The sequence below is a fragment of the Streptomyces sp. CNZ287 genome (assembly GCF_007827615.1).
Genome location: NZ_VISV01000013.1, coordinates 46,292 through 64,498, shown reverse-complemented (window position 1 = coordinate 64,498; position 18,207 = coordinate 46,292). Strand labels below are relative to the sequence as shown.

15 protein-coding genes and 3 pseudogenes are annotated in these 18,207 nt (G+C 75.4%); 7 read left to right on the top strand and 11 right to left on the bottom strand.

Translation table 11 applies throughout. The annotated features are described in order from the left end of the window. Nucleotides 1-445: 445 nt before the first annotated feature. Nucleotides 446-2,803, top strand: a complete 2,358-nt coding sequence (locus tag FB457_RS22630) for a family 20 glycosylhydrolase (protein ID WP_145783015.1) — start codon at nt 446-448, stop codon at nt 2,801-2,803. Here the strand turns inward: FB457_RS22630 and FB457_RS22625 are convergent. From FB457_RS22625 to FB457_RS22600, 6 genes and pseudogenes are all read right to left on the bottom strand, one after another. Continuing rightward, nucleotides 2,759-3,103 (bottom strand): annotated as a pseudogene (locus FB457_RS22625) (ADP-ribosylglycohydrolase family protein); the annotation flags it as partial. The gene FB457_RS22630 and the pseudogene FB457_RS22625 sit on opposite strands and share 45 nt — an antisense overlap. Before the next feature lie 193 nt (nt 3,104-3,296). Continuing rightward, nucleotides 3,297-3,968: a response regulator gene (locus tag FB457_RS22620; protein ID WP_047014971.1), complete on the bottom strand. Its 672-nt coding sequence runs from the start codon at nt 3,966-3,968 to the stop codon at nt 3,297-3,299. After that, on the bottom strand, nt 3,965-5,320 hold the full coding sequence (locus tag FB457_RS22615) for a histidine kinase (protein WP_145783013.1): 1,356 nt from the start codon (nt 5,318-5,320) through the stop codon (nt 3,965-3,967). Before FB457_RS22615 ends, FB457_RS22620 begins: the two co-directional genes overlap by 4 nt. A gap of 11 nt (nt 5,321-5,331) precedes the next feature. After that, entirely contained in the window at nt 5,332-6,462 is a 1,131-nt protein-coding gene (locus FB457_RS22610) for an acyltransferase family protein (RefSeq protein ID WP_047014973.1), read from the bottom strand. Nucleotides 6,463-6,655: 193 nt separating this feature from the next. Continuing rightward, a pseudogene (locus tag FB457_RS22605) lies at nt 6,656-7,576 on the bottom strand (alpha/beta hydrolase); the annotation flags it as partial. A 382-nt stretch (nt 7,577-7,958) separates the two neighbouring features. Further along, nucleotides 7,959-8,723 carry a class I SAM-dependent methyltransferase gene (locus FB457_RS22600; RefSeq protein ID WP_047014974.1) on the bottom strand — a complete coding sequence of 255 codons (765 nt, stop codon included), beginning with the start codon at nt 8,721-8,723 and terminating at the stop codon, nt 7,959-7,961. A gap of 110 nt (nt 8,724-8,833) precedes the next feature. On the opposite strand from FB457_RS22600, the gene FB457_RS22595 reads away from it, so the two are divergent. Further along, on the top strand, nt 8,834-9,436 hold the full coding sequence (locus tag FB457_RS22595) for a 2'-5' RNA ligase family protein (RefSeq protein WP_047014975.1): 603 nt from the start codon (nt 8,834-8,836) through the stop codon (nt 9,434-9,436). Between the two features lie 36 nt (nt 9,437-9,472). On the opposite strand, the gene FB457_RS22590 is transcribed toward FB457_RS22595, so the two are convergent. Then, nucleotides 9,473-9,874, bottom strand: a complete 402-nt coding sequence (locus FB457_RS22590) for a winged helix-turn-helix transcriptional regulator (protein WP_047014976.1) — start codon at nt 9,872-9,874, stop codon at nt 9,473-9,475. Nucleotides 9,875-9,971: 97 nt separating this feature from the next. On the opposite strand from FB457_RS22590, the gene FB457_RS22585 reads away from it, so the two are divergent. Beyond that, on the top strand, nt 9,972-10,622 hold the full coding sequence (locus FB457_RS22585; protein ID WP_047014977.1) for an NAD(P)-dependent oxidoreductase: 651 nt from the start codon (nt 9,972-9,974) through the stop codon (nt 10,620-10,622). Between the two features lie 69 nt (nt 10,623-10,691). Here the strand turns inward: FB457_RS22585 and FB457_RS22580 are convergent, their stop codons facing one another. Continuing rightward, nucleotides 10,692-11,690: a helix-turn-helix domain-containing protein gene (locus FB457_RS22580; protein ID WP_145783010.1), complete on the bottom strand. Its 999-nt coding sequence runs from the start codon at nt 11,688-11,690 to the stop codon at nt 10,692-10,694. A gap of 71 nt (nt 11,691-11,761) precedes the next feature. On the opposite strand from FB457_RS22580, the gene FB457_RS22575 reads away from it, so the two are divergent. After that, nucleotides 11,762-13,165: an amino acid permease gene (locus tag FB457_RS22575; RefSeq protein ID WP_145783008.1), complete on the top strand. Its 1,404-nt coding sequence runs from the start codon at nt 11,762-11,764 to the stop codon at nt 13,163-13,165. Between the two features lie 88 nt (nt 13,166-13,253). Here FB457_RS22575 and FB457_RS22570 read toward each other — a convergent pair whose 3' ends face one another. Further along, nucleotides 13,254-13,874: a mycothiol-dependent nitroreductase Rv2466c family protein gene (locus FB457_RS22570; RefSeq protein ID WP_047014979.1), complete on the bottom strand. Its 621-nt coding sequence runs from the start codon at nt 13,872-13,874 to the stop codon at nt 13,254-13,256. Between the two features lie 37 nt (nt 13,875-13,911). On the opposite strand from FB457_RS22570, the gene FB457_RS22565 reads away from it, so the two are divergent. Next, the gene (locus FB457_RS22565; RefSeq protein WP_486589104.1) at nt 13,912-14,511 is read left to right on the top strand and encodes an AAA family ATPase; all 600 of its coding nucleotides are present in this window, start codon (nt 13,912-13,914) and stop codon (nt 14,509-14,511) included. Nucleotides 14,512-14,626: 115 nt separating this feature from the next. Continuing rightward, nucleotides 14,627-14,800: pseudogene (locus FB457_RS36340) on the top strand (metallophosphoesterase family protein); the annotation flags it as partial. A gap of 291 nt (nt 14,801-15,091) precedes the next feature. Here the strand turns inward: FB457_RS36340 and FB457_RS22555 are convergent. Further along, nucleotides 15,092-16,093, bottom strand: coding sequence for an SPFH domain-containing protein (locus tag FB457_RS22555; RefSeq protein WP_145783006.1), 1,002 nt, complete (start codon nt 16,091-16,093; stop codon nt 15,092-15,094). Nucleotides 16,094-16,311: 218 nt separating this feature from the next. Next, on the bottom strand, nt 16,312-17,229 hold the full coding sequence (locus tag FB457_RS22550; RefSeq protein ID WP_047014981.1) for a S1 family peptidase: 918 nt from the start codon (nt 17,227-17,229) through the stop codon (nt 16,312-16,314). Between the two features lie 523 nt (nt 17,230-17,752). Here FB457_RS22550 and FB457_RS22545 point away from each other — a divergent pair. After that, nucleotides 17,753-18,199, top strand: coding sequence for a cell division protein SepF (locus FB457_RS22545; protein WP_047014982.1), 447 nt, complete (start codon nt 17,753-17,755; stop codon nt 18,197-18,199). Nucleotides 18,200-18,207: the final 8 nt, after the last annotated feature.

Below are 18,207 nucleotides of genomic sequence, written 5' to 3'. Positions count from 1 at the left end.
TCAGTTCTCTCGTACGTTCGTTCGAATATCCTAGCTCTCCCAAGTCCGCCCGGCGAACGCTCCGGATCGCGCAATCTCCCAGCTCGGAGGGGCCGCGAAGGCCGCCGGCGCCGCGCTTTCCGCCATCTCCGCGGCAGGGCGGGCCAGTTGGGCGCACACGGGCCCGCACATGAGATGCGTCACTCGCCCGGCGCGGCCACCGCCCCGCCTCCATCCGGCGACATCCTGATTGGACTAGACCAATAAGAACGTTTCAAGCTTCCCTTGCCCCCCTCTCACCAGGGGTTTTCGATTTAATTGGTGTAGACCTCTTGACCCTTGAGTGCGCGCGCACCTACGTTCCGGTCGATCCCCCCGCCCCCGGACCCCACAGCCGGCCGCCCGTGCACCGCCATGCCAAGGACCGACCGCTGCCCACCCGCCCACCCATCTCCGGGAGTAGACGATGTCCGCACCGTCCGAAGAGCAGACCGTCCGCCGCAGAACCGTCCTCGCCGCCGCCGGGTCCGCCGCCCTCGTCGCGGCCTCCGCCACCCCGGCCCTGTCCGCACCGGCACCCGCGGCCGCCCCGGCCGCCGCCGACGGACCTGCCGCCGACGCCGCCTGGCCCGACCCCGCGCGCGACGTCGCCAGGGACGGCACCGCGACCGCGTCCAGCGTCTACGACCGCGACCCGGCGAGGTTCGCCGCCGCGCACGTCAACGACGGCGACCTGAGCACCCGGTGGGGCTCCAACTCGCCCGAGAACGGCTATCCCGACCCCAGCCGCGAATGGGTGCAGATCGAACTCGCCGAGCCGAGCCCGGTGCACCACGTGGTGATCCACTGGGAGACCGCGCGCGCCGCGCACTACCAGATCCACGTCTCCGACGACGGCGAGACCTGGCGTACCGCCCGCGACGTCCCCGACGCCCCGGGCGGCCGGGAAGTCCTCGAACTCGGCCTCACCACCGCCGTCCGCTACGTGCGCATGCAGGGCGTCGCCGTGGCCACCGGCTGGGGCTACTCGATCTTCGCCATGGAGGTCTGGAACGGCCCGCGCCCGGGCGTCGGCCTCCCCGCGGGCCGGGTGATCCCGGTCCCGGTCGCGCAGACCTCGCAGCCGGACGCCCGCCCCTTCGTGCTGGACCGCCGCAGCCGGATCGTCGCCGCCGACCCGAAGGCCCGGGCCGTGGCCGGGCTCCTCACCGGCTACCTGCGCCCGGCGACCGGCTACCCGCTGCCCGTGGTCACCGGCCCGGCCCGGGACGGCGACATCACGCTGCTGCTCGGCCGCGCCCACGCCCCGTCCCGGGCGCGGCTGGCCGTCGCCGAGGGCTACACCCTGGCCGCCGGCGAGCGCGGGGTGCGGATCGCGGCGGCGACCCCGCACGGACTGCTCAACGGCGTGCAGACGCTCCGGCAACTGCTGCCCCCGTGGATCGAGAGCGACACGGCAGGGCCCGGCCCGTGGACCGTCGAGGCGACCGAGATCCGCGACCACCCCCGGTTCGCGCACCGCGGCCTGATGATCGATCCGGCCCGCAACTTCCTGGAGGTCCGCGAGGTCAAAGAACTCATCGACGGGCTCGTCCAGTCCAAGGGGAACGTGCTGCACTGGCACCTCACCGACGACCAGGGCTGGCGGGTCGAGATCGACTCCTGGCCCCGGCTCACCGAGGTCGGCGGCGGGATGTCCATGCCCGGCGGGCGGACCGGCTTCTACACCAAGGACCAGATCCGGGACGTCGTACGGTACGCCGCGGAGCGGCACGTGCAGGTCATCCCCGAGATCGAGATGCCCTCGCACACGACGGCGGCCAGGACCGCGTACCCGCACCTGAGCGGCGCCGGCGGCTACCTGGCGGATCTGGAGACCACCTACGCGTTCGTCGACGACGTGCTCCGCGAGGTCGCCGCGCTCTTCCCCTCCCGGTACGTCCACCTGGGCGCCGACGAGTCGGACATGCCGCACGACCAGTACGTACGGTTCCTGCGCCGGGTCGAGGGCATCGCCCGCGGCCACGGGAAGACCATGATCGGCTGGTCGCCGAGCTGCGGGGTCGGCCTGGACACCGAGACGGTCCACCACTACTGGCAGGACCAGAGCCGGGAGATGTCACGGGAGTGGTTCGACCCGCGCCGCCCGGTGCTGCTCTCCCCGACCCAGCAGACGTACCTGGACTACCCCTACCCGACGTACGACACCCGGCGCGCGTACTCGTGGAACCCGTCCGACCTCACCGACGGCTGGACGGGCGCCAAGGTGCAGCGCGACTACGGGCTCAACAACGAGGACATCATCGGCATCGAGGCGCCGATCTGGGGCGAGCGGATGCTGCGCGGCCTGCCCGACGTGCAGTACCAGGTGTTCCCGAGGCTCCCGGCGATCCTGGAGAAGGCGTGGTCCCCCGCCGAGGTCACCGAGGACGCCGAGGGCGTGGTGGCCAGGACCGGAGTGCAGGGCGCGCGCTGGCTCTTCGCCGGCCGGAACTTCTGGGCGGACCCGGGGGTGCGCTGGGAGCCCGCGGCCGTCGGCGCCGATCTGCGCGCCGACCGGGACGGCACCGTGAGCGGCGCGGTGGCGCGGCTGGCGCTGCCGGGGGTGGCGCCGGCCGGGGTCACGGCGACGGTCGAGTGGGGCGACGGCACCACGGGCCCGGCCACGGTCACGGGCGACGCCCCGGGCGACCGCCAGATCAACGGCGTCTACCGTATCGAGGCCGGCCACCGCTATGCCCGCCGCGGCACCTACCGGGGCACCGTCCACCTCACCACCCCGACCGGCAGGACGACCGCCCGCTTCACCGCCACCCACGGCTGACGCCGCCCCCCGGGTCCGCCGGCGCCCAGCGGGGCGCCGGCGGACCGTGCCGCGGTGCATGTCGTCGGCGTACGCGGCCGCCAGGCGCAGCGCGAGACGGTCCTGGTCGACGGCACCGCCGCCCTCGGCGAGTTCGCGTACGAGAACGAGCGCCTGAGCGGTGTCGTCGCTCCACCGCCACACCTCTTCCCGGGGCAGCGTCCGCGCCTCCAGGGCCGCCGGTCCCTCCCGGCGCAGGATGCCGAACCAGCGGTCACCGAAGGCGTCACCGAAGGCGAGCCCGTGCAGCGAATCCAGCACGGGGGCAGGCAGGTTGGTCACCGGGGCAGTATCGCAGCGAGACGTCGCTCCCCCACCCGGGTTCTCGGCAGGGCGCGGTCCTCGGCCCTGTCTGACAGATCCCGCCTGCGTCTGGGGCACCGCCCACGCGCGCTTGCGTGCTGTGGGGGAGCCCGCCCAGAGGGTGGACGACGCTATATGTGCCAGACAGGGCCTAGTGGCCCGTCGGGCGGATGAGGCCCGTTTCGTAGGCGAAGACCGCCGCCTGGGTGCGGTCGCGCAGGGACAGTTTGGTCAGGATGCGGCCCACGTGGGTCTTCACCGTCTGCTCCGCCACCACCAGCCGCTCGGCGATCTCCGCGTTCGACAGGCCCTGCGCGATCAGGCTCAGGACCTCCGTCTCGCGTTCCGTCAGGCCGCCGACGCGGTCCTTGAGCGGGGTGCGCGGGGTACGGGTCAGGCGGGCGAACTCGGTGATGAGGCGGCGGGTGACCGCCGGGGCGAGCAGGGCGTCGCCGGTGGCGACGACCCGTACGGCGTGGGCCAGTTCCGCGGCCGAGGCGTCCTTCAGGAGGAAGCCGGACGCGCCCGCGCGCAGCGCCTCGTACACGTACTCGTCGAGGTCGAAGGTCGTCAGGATCAGCACCCGGACGGCCGCGGACGGCGGCTCGGTGAGGCGGCGGGTGGCCTCGATGCCGCCGAGGCCGGGCATCCGGATGTCCATCAGGACGACGTCCGGGCGCAGTTCCGCGGTCTTCGCGACGGCGTCGGCGCCGTCCACCGCCTGGCCGACGACCTCGATGCCGGGCTCGGCGTCGAGCAGCACGGTGAAGCCCTGGCGCACCATGACCTGGTCGTCGGCGATCAGCACGCGGATGTTCGTCACGGGGTGTCCTCACCGTCCGGGATGGCGGGGCTGGCGGGGGCGGCGGGTACGGGCGCCGCCGCGGGCAGTATCGCGGTGACCTCGTAGCCGCCGTCGGGGGTGGTGCCGGTGGCCAGTTCGCCGCCCAGCATCGCGGCGCGCTCCCGCATCCCGAGCAGCCCGTGCCCCGCCCCGGCCCAGGGCGGCGCGGCGCGCTCGGGCGCGGTGTTGGTGACGCGGACCGTGAGCCCCGCCGGGTGGTAGCCGATCTCGACCAGGGCGCGTGCCCCGGGCGCGTGCCGGGCCACGTTGCTGAGCGCTTCCTGCACGATGCGGTACGCGGACAGCTCGATGCCCGGCGGCAGCGGGTACGGCTCGCCGGTGGTCCGGATGCCGGCGTCCACCCCCGCGCGGCGTACGGCGGCGGCGAGTTCGCCGAGGCGGTCGAGGGTGGGCTGCGGGGCGTGGCGTACGTCGTGGGGGCGCAGGGCGGCCGCGCCCGGCGACGGGTCGTCGGCGCGGAGCACGCCCAGCACCCGGCGCAGTTCGGTCAGCGCCTCGACGGCGCTCGCGCGGATCCCCGCCAGGTTCTCCTTCAGCTCCGCCGGCGGGTCCCGCACGAGATGCGGCGCGACCTGCGCCTGGATGGAGATCACCGACATGTGGTGCGCGACGACGTCGTGCAGTTCGCGCGCGATCCTGGTGCGCTCCTGGAGCAGCACGCGCCGGGCCCGTTCCTCCGCGGTCAGCTCCTCCTGCGCCGCCAGTTCGGTACGGGCCACCCGGCGCCCGCGCAGCGCGACGCCGGCACCGACGGGGAGGGTGAGGACCAGGACGGCGAACGGCACGCCCTCGGTGTCGCCGAGGAAGCCGTAGCCGAGGCCCACCAGCACGCTGATCACCAGCGTCTCGACGGCGATCCGCGGCCGGCACCGCAGCGCCACCGCGAAGAGCACCGTGGCCTGGAGCACGAGCCCGGTGCCGGTCCACGGGAACATCGCGCCCGCATCCGAGCCGGAGGAGACGATCGCGTACCGCGCGACCACCACCATGGCCACCGTCATGATCCACCACGCGAGCACCGGCCGGACCAGCGCGATCAGGAACGCCGCCGTCTGCAGCGCGGTGAGCAGGGCGGCGATGCGCGTGCCCATGCCGTAGCCGAAGGCGTACTGGTTGGTGGCGGCGATCTGCAGCGCCGCCAGCCCCAGCACGACCGGCACGACCAGCGCCGGCAGCCACTCGCGGAGCCGGGAGCGCTCGGCCGCGGCAGCCGGTTCCGTACGCGGCGGCGGGCTGACGGCCGTCGTCCACAGGTCCGCGCGCAGGACCCGCAGGGCCGTACGAAGCCACCCCGCGACTCGCTCTGCCATCGTCCCCTCCTTCACTCGCCCCACCTTAGGTACCTCGCCTGCCGGGCCCGGCCCCTCTCGTACGGGTGGAAGGCGGCCCGGCACACCAGCAGCACCGCCGCGAACAGGGGCAGCCACGGCAGCCGGGCCGCCACCCAGCCGCCCCCGTCCGGCAGCGTGTGCAGCCCCGGCAGCGCCCCGCCGGCAAGCAGGCCGAGAGCCGAGACCGCCATCATCGCCGTCTGGTGCCAGAGGAAGACCGTCATCGCCGACAGATTGAGCAGCGCCACCGCCGCCCACGCGGCCGGCCGCCGCAGCGCCCGGCGCAGCGGCCCGAGCAGCAGCAGCGCGCCGCCGCACTGGGCGAGGCCGAAGGTCACGGCGGCGAGGGTCGGCGGATCGAGGTTGGAGACCGCGGCGCCGGGCACGCCGACCATGGCGGCGGGGTAGCCGGCGGCCAGCACCAGCCCCGCGGTCGCGGCGGCGCCGCCGCCGAGCAGGGCGCACGCCGTCCGCCGTCCCGGCAGCCCGCGGCGGGCGCCGCGCGCGCCCAGCGCGTACGGGACGAGCCACCCCGCGGCGACGTTCACCCACCCCAGCGCGGCGGGCCCGTCGAAGCCCAGCCGCCACAGGTCGACGCAGCCGGTCACGGCCAGCGGCCACAGCGGGTGCAGCCGCGCGGCCGGCGGGGTCGCGGCGGTCAGCACGGCGAACACCAGCAGGAACCACAGCGGCGACAGCGCCAGCTTGCCGAGGGTCCGTACGGTCGCGTACCCGGCGCCCGACGCCAGCAGCACGCCGAGGACCACCGCCCACACCGCGAGCACGGCGGCGACGGGCCGGAAGAGCCGGTCGAGCCGGCCGCGGAGCCAGCGGGCGTAGGGGATGCCGGCGGCGCGGGCGGAGGCGTGGCCGCGGGCGGCGACGTAGCCGCCGACGAAGAAGAAGACGGCGAGGGTCTGCAGGGCCCAGGAGACGGGCGCCAGCGCGGGCATGTAGTGCAGCGGGCTGGCGGCGCGCACGGTGCCGCTGTCGACGACGAGGGCGGTGACCAGCCAGTGCCCGAGCACGACGCCGAGGATGGCGAGCGCCCGGAGGGCGTCGATCCCGCGGTCGCGGGTGGCGGGGGTGGCGGCGTCCACACGGAGGAGGAGGTCACGCATGGGCGCCGCCGCGGGTCTGGAGAGCGGGGGCCCGGGCGTACGGGAAGGGCGGGCGCGGCGTCGGCGGGAGCGCGGTCGCGGCATGGTGCCGGGCGGCCGGGCCGGGTCCGTGGGCGTACGGGCGCGGGAGAGCCGCGGTCACCGCCGCGTGCGGCCCGGCGGCCTCTCCCGGCACGCCCGGACGTGCGCAGGCTGCCTCCCCCCGCACGATCCCGGCCATGCTCCGCAGCGGTACGGAGCCGGGGGTGAGGTAGTCGCTGTGGCCGCCCGCGCCCGCGGGGAAGGGGCAGGCGCCGAAGGCCGGTGAGACCGGGTCCCGGCCGAAGCCGAGGACCGTCACGAGCAGCGGGATCCGTACGTGCGGCACCTTGCCCACCCAGTCGTCCGCACCCCGCCCCGCCCACACCGCGGCGGGCGTGCGCAGGCCGGCGGCGGTGTCCGCGCCGACCCCCGGGCTGCCGTACAGCACGATGTCCGCGACCCGCAGCCCGGCGGCGGCGCGGCCGCAGACCACCGAGCCGTACGAGTGGCAGAGCAGTGAGATCCGGACGCCCGGACGGGCGGCGGTCAGCGAGCGGACGAAGGCGCGGAGCCGGGGTGCGGCGGCCTCGGCGCGGTCGGCGGTGAGCGACTCGGGGCTGAGCGTGCTCGGCGTCGCGTAGCCGAGCCAGGCGACGACGGCGTCCGGTCCGCCGCCGGCCGGGTCCGCGCGCAGTTCGCCGTGGAGCGCCTCGGCGCCCGCGCGGAAGCGCCCGTACGCGTCGAGGCCGGTGTCGGCACCCGGGACGAGGACGGCGATCCGCCCGGCGCGGGCCAGATCGCCGAACACCTCGGCGCTGCGCCCGCCGTCGCGGCCGTCGAACGAGACGAACCGCCGCCCGGGCGCCGCCATGGCACGCAGCGAGTCGGCGCGCCGCCGGTCCCCGTGGGCGGCGGCCATCCGCGCGGCGGCGCGGATGCCGTCGCGGTTGGCGGCGTACCGCTGCGCGAGGGCGGCGGGAGTCGCGGCCCTCACCTCGAACGGCACGCCGGGCGCCGGCGCCGGCACGGCGGCGGGCCGCGCCGCGGCGGCCACGGGCAGCGCCACGGAGGCCGCGACCACCGCGGCCAGCACCCCCCGCCGCAACCGCGCACCGCGGGTGCGGCCCGCGGTGGTTGGGGACCCGGCGTCGGAAGCACCGCCTCCGCGGGACCGGGAGCCGCAGAGCCGGGCGCCACAACGCTCCCGGGCCCGCGGCCGGATCACCGGCCGCCCCGCACCCCGGTCGCCCGCGTCCCGCGGACGTCCCTCACGGACTGCTGACCGCCGTCCCGACCCCGCACCGCGCACGTCCGGTTCGCAAGGTCGGGGGCGTGCCATAGCGGGTCCTCTCACCGGGGTGTGTTCCGGTGAGAAAGCTAGGAACCGGCGGGCCTCGTCGGCGTCCCGCCGGAGAGCCCACCTGGCGGGTAGCTCTCAGGTATGACGGGTACGGGCGGCGCGCCGCCGCCCGCGCTCAGCCCCGCAGCACCGCCCGGTCGACCAGCGTGACCAGCGGCACCTCGAACTCCGCGCGCTGCGTCTCAGGCCGCGCCGCCAGGTAGCCCCGTACCCGCGCGAGCAACTGCGCCCGCTCGTCCTCCGGGAGCAGCAGCAGCCGCGAGTGGGTGGCGACCATCGCGGTCAGCGAATCGCGCGTGTACCGCAGCCGGTTGGGGAACCGCTGCCGCTGCACCGGCTCGAACCGCTCGTGGGCCGGCACCTCCACCTCGTCCGCCAGGTCGGCGAAGCACGCCTCACCGCGCGTGACCTCGTCGAGGCCGGTGATCCAGTCCACCTCGCGGTCGCCCCCGTTCCACAGCCCGGCGACCACACCGCCCGGCCGCAGCACGCGGGCGATCTCCGGCAGCGCCCGCTCCGGGTCGAACCAGTGGAAAGCCTGCCCCACCAGCACCGCGGTCACCGAGGCGGCCGGCAGCGGGATCCGCTCCGCCGTCCCCTCGTGCACCGGCACGTCCGGCAGCGCGCGCCGCAACTCCGCCCGCATCGCCGCGTCCGGCTCGACGGCCGTGGTCGGCACCCCCTCCGCGACCAGCGCGGCGGTCAGCTTGCCGGTGCCGGCCGCGAGGTCCAGGACGTGCGGTCCTTCGCGGTCCGCGACCGGTGCCAGGGCCCAACGGACCGCGGCCGCCGGGTAGTCGGGGCGGAACTCGGCGTAGGCCGCGGCCTGGCCGCCGAAGGAGGAGGCGCGCCGCCGGTGCAACTCGTGGTCCGTAGTCATGATCGGTACGGTACGCGGTGCGCGAAGACGCCGGAGAGACGTTCTCCACGAGCCGCCGGGCACGGGACCCGCCCTGGGAGCCCCGGGCGCCGCCGCCGTACGATCCCCCCATGCCACGCGCGCGCACCGAACCCGCAGCGGACGCCGAGGCGGGCGCGGACGCCGAGGGCTGGCCCACCGCGCCCGGCACGACGGCGCTCAGCGTGCCGCTGCCCGAGGTGGACTCCGTCGTACGGAACTGGCGCGCCCGCTACGACACCGCCGCCGCCCACGGCGGCACCGCCCACGTCACCGTCCTCTACCCGTTCCTCCACCGCGCCCGCGTCGACGCGCCCGTACGCACCGCGCTGCGGCGGCTGTTCGCCGGCCACGAGCCGTTCGAGGTGACGTTCGCGCGCTGCGCCCGCTTCCCCGGGGTGCTGTACCTCGTCCCCGAGCCGGACGACCCGCTGCGGGCGCTGACGAAGGCGGTCGTCGAGCAGTGGCCGGAGCACCCGCCGTACGGCGGCCTCTTCGGCGACCTCGACCCGCACCTGACGGTCGCCAACGGCGGCGGCGACGCGGTGCACGCGGCGATCGAGGCGGACCTCGCGCCCCGGCTGCCGGTGGCGGCGCGGGTACGGGCGGTGGACCTGGTGGCGTACGACGGGCGGCGGTGGCGGGAGTGGCTGCGCTTCCCGCTGGGCGGCCGGGAGCCGGGGCACGGCGGATAGGGGCGTACGCCGGGGACGTACGGGACCGCCCGCAGCTCAGGCCCCCGCGGCGCCCGCGGCCTCCGCGGTCCCCGAACGCCGCTCGTACGCCTCCCTGGCGTCCAGCAGTTCGTCCCAGTGCTCCGCCGCCCACGCGCACGCCGCCCGCAGCGGCTCCAGCATGCTCCGCCCCAGCGGCGTCAGCGCGTACTCCACCCGCTGCGGCGGCCCCTCGTACACCGTCCGCGCCACCAGCCCGTCGCGCTCCAGGGACCGCAGCGACCGCGTCATCATCTTGGGCGTCACCCGCCGCAGCGGGACGCGGAGTTCCGAGTAGCGGCGCGGCCCGCCCTCCAGGCACGCGAGGATCAGGCCGCCCCACTTGTCGCCGAAGCGGAACGGCAGTACCGACGACGGGCACAGCTCGTCGAACATGTCGGGGCGCAGCGGCTCGCTCATCCCGCCAGCGTAGGCGGCGCCCCCGGTATCCCGGAGGAAACCGGGGGCCCGGTTAGCGTGCGGCGGACGACGACGGCCGAGCAGCGGGAGGCAGCGGATGGGCAGGATCGTGGTGTACGGGGCGGGCGGCAGGGCCGGTCGCCGGGCGGTGGCGGAGGCGCGGAGGCGCGGGCACGAGGTGGTGGCCGTGGTGCGGGACCCGGCGAAGCACGCGGGCGTCGCGGGCGAGGGCATACGGCTGGTGGCCGGCGACGCGGCGGACGCGGAGGCGGTGGCCGCCACGGCGGCCGGCTGCACGGCGGCGATCGCCGCGGCGGCGGTCTACGGGGAGGGCACGGACCCGGACGCCTTCTTCCGCGCCTCGGCGAAGGCGCTGGTGGCCGGTCTCGGCCGGGCGGAGGTGCCGCGGCTGGTGCTGGTCGGTCTGGCGTCGCTGCTGCCGGACGCGACGGGCCGCCGGATGCTGGACGACCCGGCGTTCCCGGCGGAGTTCCGCCCCTTCTGCGAGGCGCACGCGGCGGGTCTGGACCTCCTCCGTACGGCGCCGCCCGGGCTGGACTGGCTCTACGTCAGTCCCGCCGGCGACTTCGACCACGACGCCGGCCGCACGGAGGGCGGCTACCGCGTCCACCCCCACGGCGACGCGGGGGCACGCATCTCGTACCCGGACTTCGCGGTCGCCCTGCTGGACGAGGCGGAGTCGCCCCGCCACAGCCGTACGCACCTGGCGGTGACCGGGGCCCCCTGACGGGCCGCGGGCGGGGCCGTCCCGGTCACCGCGCTCCCGGACCCCGCGCTCCCGGACCCCGCGCTTGCGTCACCGCGCCCGGTCCCGGAACACGTGCCGGTACGTCCGCGGAGACACCCCCGTCTGCCGGGCGAACTGGTGCCGCAGGTTCGCCGCGCTCCCCAGCCCCGCGCGCCGTGCCACCGCTTCCACCGGCACGTCCGTGGTCTCCAGCGGCTCCTGCGCCAGCCGGACCCGCTCCTGCAGCAGCCACTGCAGCGGGGTGACGCCGAGGGTGTCGCGGAACCGGCGGGCGAAGGTGCGCTCGGCGAGGTGCGCGGTGCGGGCGAGCGCGGCCACGGTCAGCGGCTCGTGGAGCCGGGCGCGGGCCCAGTCGAGCACAGGTGCCAGCCCGTGGCCGGGCGCCGCGGGGCGGGCCGGGGCCGGCGGCAGCCTGGCGTACTGGGCCTGGCCGCCCTCGCGGTGCGGGGGTACGACCATGCGCCGGGCGACCTCGTTGGCGACGGCGGCACCGTGGTCGCGGCGGACGAGGTGGAGGCAGAGGTCGACGGCGGCGCCGGTGCCCGCGGAGGTGAAGACGGGGCCGTCCTCGCAGTACAGGGCGTCGGCTTCGACGCGGACGCCGGGGAAGCGGTGGGTGAAGTCGGCGGCGTTCATCCAGTGCGTCGTCGCGCGGCGCCCGTCCAGCACGCCGGCCGCCGCCGGTACGTACGCACCCGCGCACAGCGTGACGATCCGCTTGCCCGCCTCGTACGCCTTCCGCACCGCGGCGACGAGGCCGGGCGGCGGGTCGAGCTGGAGGCTGCGGGTCAGCCCGGGGATGAGCACGGTGTCGGCCTCCGCCAGGTCGGCGAGGCCGTACGGGCTCTGCAGGAGCAGCCCGGGCGCGGTGGCCAGCGGCCCCGGCTGGGCGGCGCACAGGCGCAGCTCGTACCAGGGGTCGACGAGGTCGCTTCGGTCGAGACCGAAGACCTCGCAGGGGACGGCGAGTTCGTAGGCGGGGGTGCCGTCCGTGACGGCGACCCCGACGACGTGGCGGGGCACCGGGGGCTTCGGCGGCGGAGACATGGCAGGAATTTAGCGCAGGGAGGCATTTCTGCCCATGGCCGCGCGGGGTGCGGACGGGCGAGGCTCCGGTCATGGCCGACACGACCAGCGGCGCCGCCCCGGCGGCCGGCGCCGAGCCGCCGCACGCCGCGGCCCCGGTACGCCCGGGGCGTACCCCGGGACGCCCGGGGGGCCGCGGCCCGGAGCCCGCGTCTCCGGGCCGCGCGCACTCCCCCGGCGGCCTCACCGCGGCGCAGGGCACCGCGATGTACGTCGGCGCCGTCCTCGGCACCGGCGTCATCACCCTGCCCGCGCTCGCCGCCGACACCGCCGGCCCCGCCTCCCTCGTCGCGTGGGCCGCGCTCGTCCTCGTCTCCGTGCCGCTGGCCGCCACCTTCGCCGCCCTCGGCGCCCGCCACCCGGACTCCGGCGGCGTCTCGACGTACGCCAGGCTCGCCTTCGGCGAGCGCGCCGCGACGGTGGTCGGCTGGTGCTTCTTCCTCGCGATACCGCCGGGCGCCGCAGCCGCCGCGCTCTTCGGCGGCGCGTACGTCTCCGCCGCCCTGGGCGGCGGCACGGCGACGACCACCGCCACCGCGGCCGGGCTGATGGCCGCCGTCACGGCCGCCAACGCCGCGGGGCTGAAGGTGACGGGACGGCTGCAACTGGCGCTCGCGGTGCTGCTCGTCGTCCTGCTGCTGACCGCGGTGCTGCTGTCGTTCCCCCATGCCCGTACCGACAATCTGCGGCCCTTCGCACCGCACGGCTGGACCGCCGTCGCACCGGCCGCGGCGCTGCTGGTGTGGAGCTTCGCGGGCTGGGAGGCGATCACGCACCTGGCGGGCGAGTTCCGCCGGCCGGCCCGCGACCTGCCGCGCGCGACGGCCGCGGCGGTCGCGCTGGTCGGCGTGCTGTACCTGTCCGTCGCCTTCGCCGTCGTCGCGGTGCTCGGCCCGGCCGCGGCGGACTCGGACGCGCCGCTGGGCGACCTCATGGCCCGCGGCCTCGGCGGCCCGGCCCGCCATCTGGCGGCGGGCGCCGCGCTGCTCCTCACCCTCGGCGTCATGAACGTCTACTACGCGGGCGCCGCCAAGCTCGGCGCCGCCCTCGGCCGCGACGGCGCGCTGCCGGCGAAGCTGGCGCGGGGCAGTGAGGCCGGGGAGGTGCCGCGGCGCAGCCTGGCGGTGATCTCGGCGCTGGCGTTCGCGGCGCTGGCGGCGGTGACGCTGACGGACACCGGCACGAAGCCGCTGGTGCTCTTCACCACGGGCTCGTTCACCACGGTGTACGCGGTGGGGGTGGCGGCCGCGTTCCGGCTGCTGCCGCGCGGCAGCGGCGGGCGGAAGGCGGCGGTGCCCGCGCTGGTCGCGGTCGGGGCGCTGCTGGTGGCCTCGGGCCCGTACCTGCTGTGGCCGCTGGCGGTGACGGCGGGGGCCTGGCTGTACACAAGACGCCGCCGGCCGGCGACGGGGGCCGGTCCGTCGGCACACCGGTAAGGACCGGGTGCCTGTGGCACCCGGTCCTTACCGGCACGTTCGCTCGATCGCCGACCGCTCGGCCGGCGACCGTCCAGCCGCGGACCGCTCAGTCGAAGTTCAGGTCGCCGGTGCGCGTCCGCTTCAGCTCGAAGAAGTTCGGGAACGACGCCATGGCCACCGCCCCGTCGAAGATCCGCACCGCCTCCTCGCCCCGCGGGATGGCGGTCATCACGGGCCCGAAGAACGCCACGCCGTCGATGTGGATGGTCGGCGTGCCGACGTCCTCGCCGACCGGGTCCATGCCCTCGTGGTGGCTCTTGCGCAGCGCCTCGTCGTACTTGTCGCTCTCCGCCGCCTCGGCCAGCTCGGCCGGCAGGCCCACCTCGGCCAGGGCGTCCTTGACGACGGTCTCGTAGTCCTTCTCGCCCCCGTTGTGGATGCGGGTGCCGAGCGCCGTGTAGAGGTCGCGCAGGACGTCCTCGCCGTGCTGCTGCGCGGCGGCGATGCAGACCCGCACCGGGCCCCACGCCTTGTCGAGCAGCTCCCGGTACCACTCCGGCAGGTCGCGGCCCTCGTTGAGCACGGACAGACTCATCACCCGGAAGCGCAGGTCGATGTCCCGCTGCCGTTCCACTTCGATGATCCAGCGCGAGGTTATCCACGCGAACGGACAGGCGGGGTCGAAGTAGAAGTCGACCTTGGGCTTTTCACCGGCGGCAGCCGCCATGGGCCATCTCCCTGCTGTGGTACGGATAGTCGCGACGTTGACGCGAACGTCAACGCCGGACATCCCCGCCGCATTCCGAGGAGCCGCCATTTTCCCCGACACCCCGGCGGTCCTGCTGCTGACCGGCGTCCAGGCCGCCGGCAAGTCCACCGTCGCCCAGTTGATCGCCGAACGGCTGCCGCGCTCGGCGCACGTCCGCGGCGACGTCTTCCGCCGGATGGTCGTCGGCGGACGCGCCGAGATGACGCCGGAGGGATCGCCGGAGGCGCTGCGGCAGTTGCAACTGCGGTACGGGCTGATGGCCCGCACCGCGGACGCGTACGCGGCGGCGGGGTTCACGGCGGTGGCCCAGGACGTGGTGCTGGGCGCCGAGCTGCCGCGGACCGCGGCGCTCTTCCGTACGGACCCGCTGCTCGTCGTCGTCCTGGCACCGCGCCCGGCGGCGGTGGCGGCCCGCGAGGCGGGGCGGGCGAAGACGGCGTACGGGCCCGCGTGGGGCGTACGGGAGCTGGACTGCGTGCTGCGCGACGAGACCCCGCGCCTCGGGCTGTGGCTGGACACCTCGGACCAGACGCCGGCGGAGACGGCGGACGAGATCCTGGCCCGCGCCTGGCAGGAGGCCCGCGTCGAGCGCTGACGCGCCCCGCGCCGAGCGCCGGCACCCGTACGGGCGCCCCGCCCCCGGGTGCCGCGCCGCCCTGCTCTCAGCGAATCCCCCCGCGCGCCGCCGCACCGCCCGGCACCCTGGTCGCATGCCCGAGACCGTCGCCGTACTCTCCGACATCCACGGCGTGCTGCCGGCCCTCGAAGCCGTGCTCGCCGAACCCGACGTACGCGCCGCGGACGCCGTCGTGCTCACCGGCGACCTCGCCGCGGGACCGCTCCCCGACCGCACCCTCGACGCCCTGACCGCGCTCGGCGACCGCCCACTGGGCGCTGCTCGGCCCGGGCGGCGCGGCGCTGCGGCGAACGGCGTACGACTACGGGGCGGCCTGCGCCCGCATCGCGGCGGAGTCCGGCTACGCGGAGGCGGCGGCGTGGGCGGACGCATACGTGTGGGCACGCAACTCCGCGGAGGACGCACTCGCGGCCTTCAGTGACTGACCGCGCTGCGCGGACCGCCGGACGCCGCCCGCCGACCGCGTCGGGCCGGCACTCCGCAGGGTACGGCCCCGTACCTCCGGTCCCGTGACCGCACGAACCGCGACCCCGCCCGTTCAGTCCTCCCGGTCCTCCCCGTCCTCCCGGTCCTGCTGCGGCGGCTCCAGTTCCTCGGCCGTCGCCGCGTCCCCGGGGCTCCCCAGCTCCCTCTTCTCGACCATGCCCAGCGGGTCGATCGGGTCCAGGGGCGCCGGTACGTCGTCGTTCTCGCCTTCCTCCGCCCCGGCCCCCGCGCCGTCCGCCGCCGCAGGCGGCCCGCCGGCGGCCGGGGCGCCTGCCGGACCCGGCCCGGCCAGGCCGGACTGCGCCCGCTCCAGGAACCGCAGCAGCTCCACCGGGAACGGCAGCACCAGGGTCGAGTTCTTCTCCGCCGCCACGGCGCCCACCGTCTGCAGCAGCCGGAGCTGCAGCGCCGACGGGTGGTCCGCCATCTGCTCCGCCGCCTGCGCCAGCTTCCGGGACGCCTGCAGCTCCGCGTCGGCGTTGATGACCCGCGCGCGCCGGTCCCGCGCCGCCTCCGCCTGCCGGGCCATGGAGCGCTTCATGGTCTCGGGCAGCGACACGTCCTTGATCTCGACCCGGTCGATGGTCACGCCCCACTCCACGGCCGGGCTGTCGATCATCAGCTCCAGGCCCTGGTTGAGCTTCTCGCGGTTGGAGAGCAGGTCGTCCAGCTCGCTCTTGCCGATGATCGACCGCAGCGAGGTCTGCGCCATCTGGGAGACCGCGAAGCGGTAGTCCTCGACCTGGATGACGGCGTCGGCCGGGGCCACGACCTTGAAGTAGACGACCGCGTCGACCCGGACCGTCACGTTGTCACGGGTGATGCCCTCCTGGGCGGGGATGGGCAGGGTCACGATCTGCATGCTGACCTTACGCATCCGGTCGACGAACGGAACGATCATCACGAAACCCGGGCCGCGCAGCCCGGGCCTGAGCCGCCCGAGCCGGAAGACGAGCCCCCGCTCGTACTGCTTCACCACCCGGGCTCCCGCCATCAGGTAGATGGCCCCGAGGCAGACGATGGTCACCGCCGCTGCGATCAGTGCCTCGATCATCACGGCTCCCTGCGTTGCGTGCGAGTCGGCCGATCTCCGTCAACGGTAGCCCCGCCGCCGCGCCGGAGACACTTTTCGGAGGAACCCTCCGGATATCGCGGCCGGGCGCACCCGTCAGGCCCGGAAGACCGCACCGCCCCCGCCCGGTGGGGGTCCGGGCGGGGGCGGCGGCCGGGGCGCTCAGGCCCCGTGCGTCGGGTTCGGCAGACGCCCCGGGGTCAGTAGACGCTCACCCCGTAGGCGTTCAGCGCCTCCACGACCGGCTGGAAGAAGGTCGTGCCGCCGGTGGAGCAGTTGCCGCTGCCGCCGGACGTCAGGCCGAGGGCCGTCGTGCCGGAGAACAGCGGGCCGCCGGAGTCGCCGGGCTCTGCGCACACGTTGGTGCGGATCATGCCGTAGACGATGTCGCCGCCGCCGTAGTTCACGGTCTGGTTCAGCGCCGTGACGCTGCCGCCGTGGAGGCCGGTGGTGGAGCCGCTGCGCTGCACGGACTGACCCACGGTCGCGTTGGCGGCACGGGTGATGTCCTGGCTGCTGCCGTTGTACAGGTTCACGGTGCCCGGGTGGGTCTGCGAGGTGTTGCTGTACCGGACCAGCCCGTAGTCGTTCGTCGGGAAGCTCGACCCGACGGTCGGGCCGATGGTGGTGGTGCGGCCGGAGTTGCTGTACCAGGTGCCCGCACCGTCGGTGCAGTGGCCGGCGGTGACGAAGTAGTACGTGCTGCCGCTGCGGACGTTGAAGCCCAGCGAGCACCGCCAGCTTGAGGCGTAGATCGCCTGGCCGCCGTTGATGTAGCTCTGGAGCTTGCCCTTCATGCGCTCGATCCGCAGGGCGCCGGCGTCGGCGCCCGCGGTCCGCTTGATGCGGGCCACCTCGGCGTTGGTCACGGTCTCGTCGATGCTGACGACGAGGGTGCCGGTCTTCTTGTCGACGCCCCAGGCGGTGCCGCCGACGTCGGCGGCGAGCACCGCGTCGTCGGCTCTGGCCAGGGTCGCGGCGCTGAAGCCCTCGGGGGGCTGGGCGGCGCCCGCCGCCGGTACCGCGAGCGCGGCGCCGGCCAGGGCGGCGGTCAGCGCGGCGACCAGCCGCAGTCGCTTCTTGGTGCCGCTCAGTGGGGGTGTGCGCTTGATCCTCACTCAATCCTCCGAGTGTGCTCGGGGACCCGCCGGCGGGCAGGTCCGTGAGGCGCAGCCACGGGGCGGAGAAAACACAGAAGGGCTCGCCCGGCCGGCATGTGCGCCGGCCGTGGGGGTGTGGCCCCTTATTTTCGTCGTGCCCCTGACAAGCGCTGCTGAGAGTATTCAGACGATGGCAGGTGTGCACAAGTAGGCACTGGCACATGTTGGCGCAAACGCGCCCCCGGCCCCGCCCGACCGGCCAGGCCGGGCCGCCTGCCACTCGATCAGCGCGGAAACCACCCGAGCGGAGGCCGAAACACCCTTCCGGCCCCGCGGATATCTCCTGTCACCCCGTCAGGCCCCCTGCGCTGGGGGAACTCTGACGAACCGACAGCCGTTTCTGTGCCAGTACTGTCACGAACCCGGCCCGTGCCCTCTATCTGATTGGCACATCATCCGCATCATGGATGACCATAGGTGAGCGGACAGACATCCCCGGACTCCGGGGACAGCCCACGCCGCGGGAGAGAGAGGAGGCGTCATGGGATCGGTACGCAGGGCTAGTGCCTGGCTCGGCCTCGTCGACGACAACGAAGACGAGCGCTACTACGACGGGTACGAAGACGACAGCTCGGACACCCCCCAGGGAGACGCCGCCTGGACGACGGACCCGCGCGTGCGCGTGGCGTCCCAGGTCGCCCAGGAAAAGGGCCGCCGTATCGCCACCGTGTCGCCGGACGGGTTCCGCGACGCGCGCGGAATCGGCGAGCTCTTCCGCGAGGGCGTCCCCGTCATCGTGAACCTCACGATGCTGGAGGCCGCCGACGCCAAGCGCGTCGTCGACTTCGCGGCCGGGCTGACCTTCGGACTGCGCGGCTCGATCGAGCGGGTGGCGACGCGGGTCTTCCTGCTGACCCCCGCGGAGTACGCGATCGTCCCGGGCGAAGTGCCCCGCTCCACGCAGGGCGGGTTCTTCAACCAGAGCTGACGCGACGG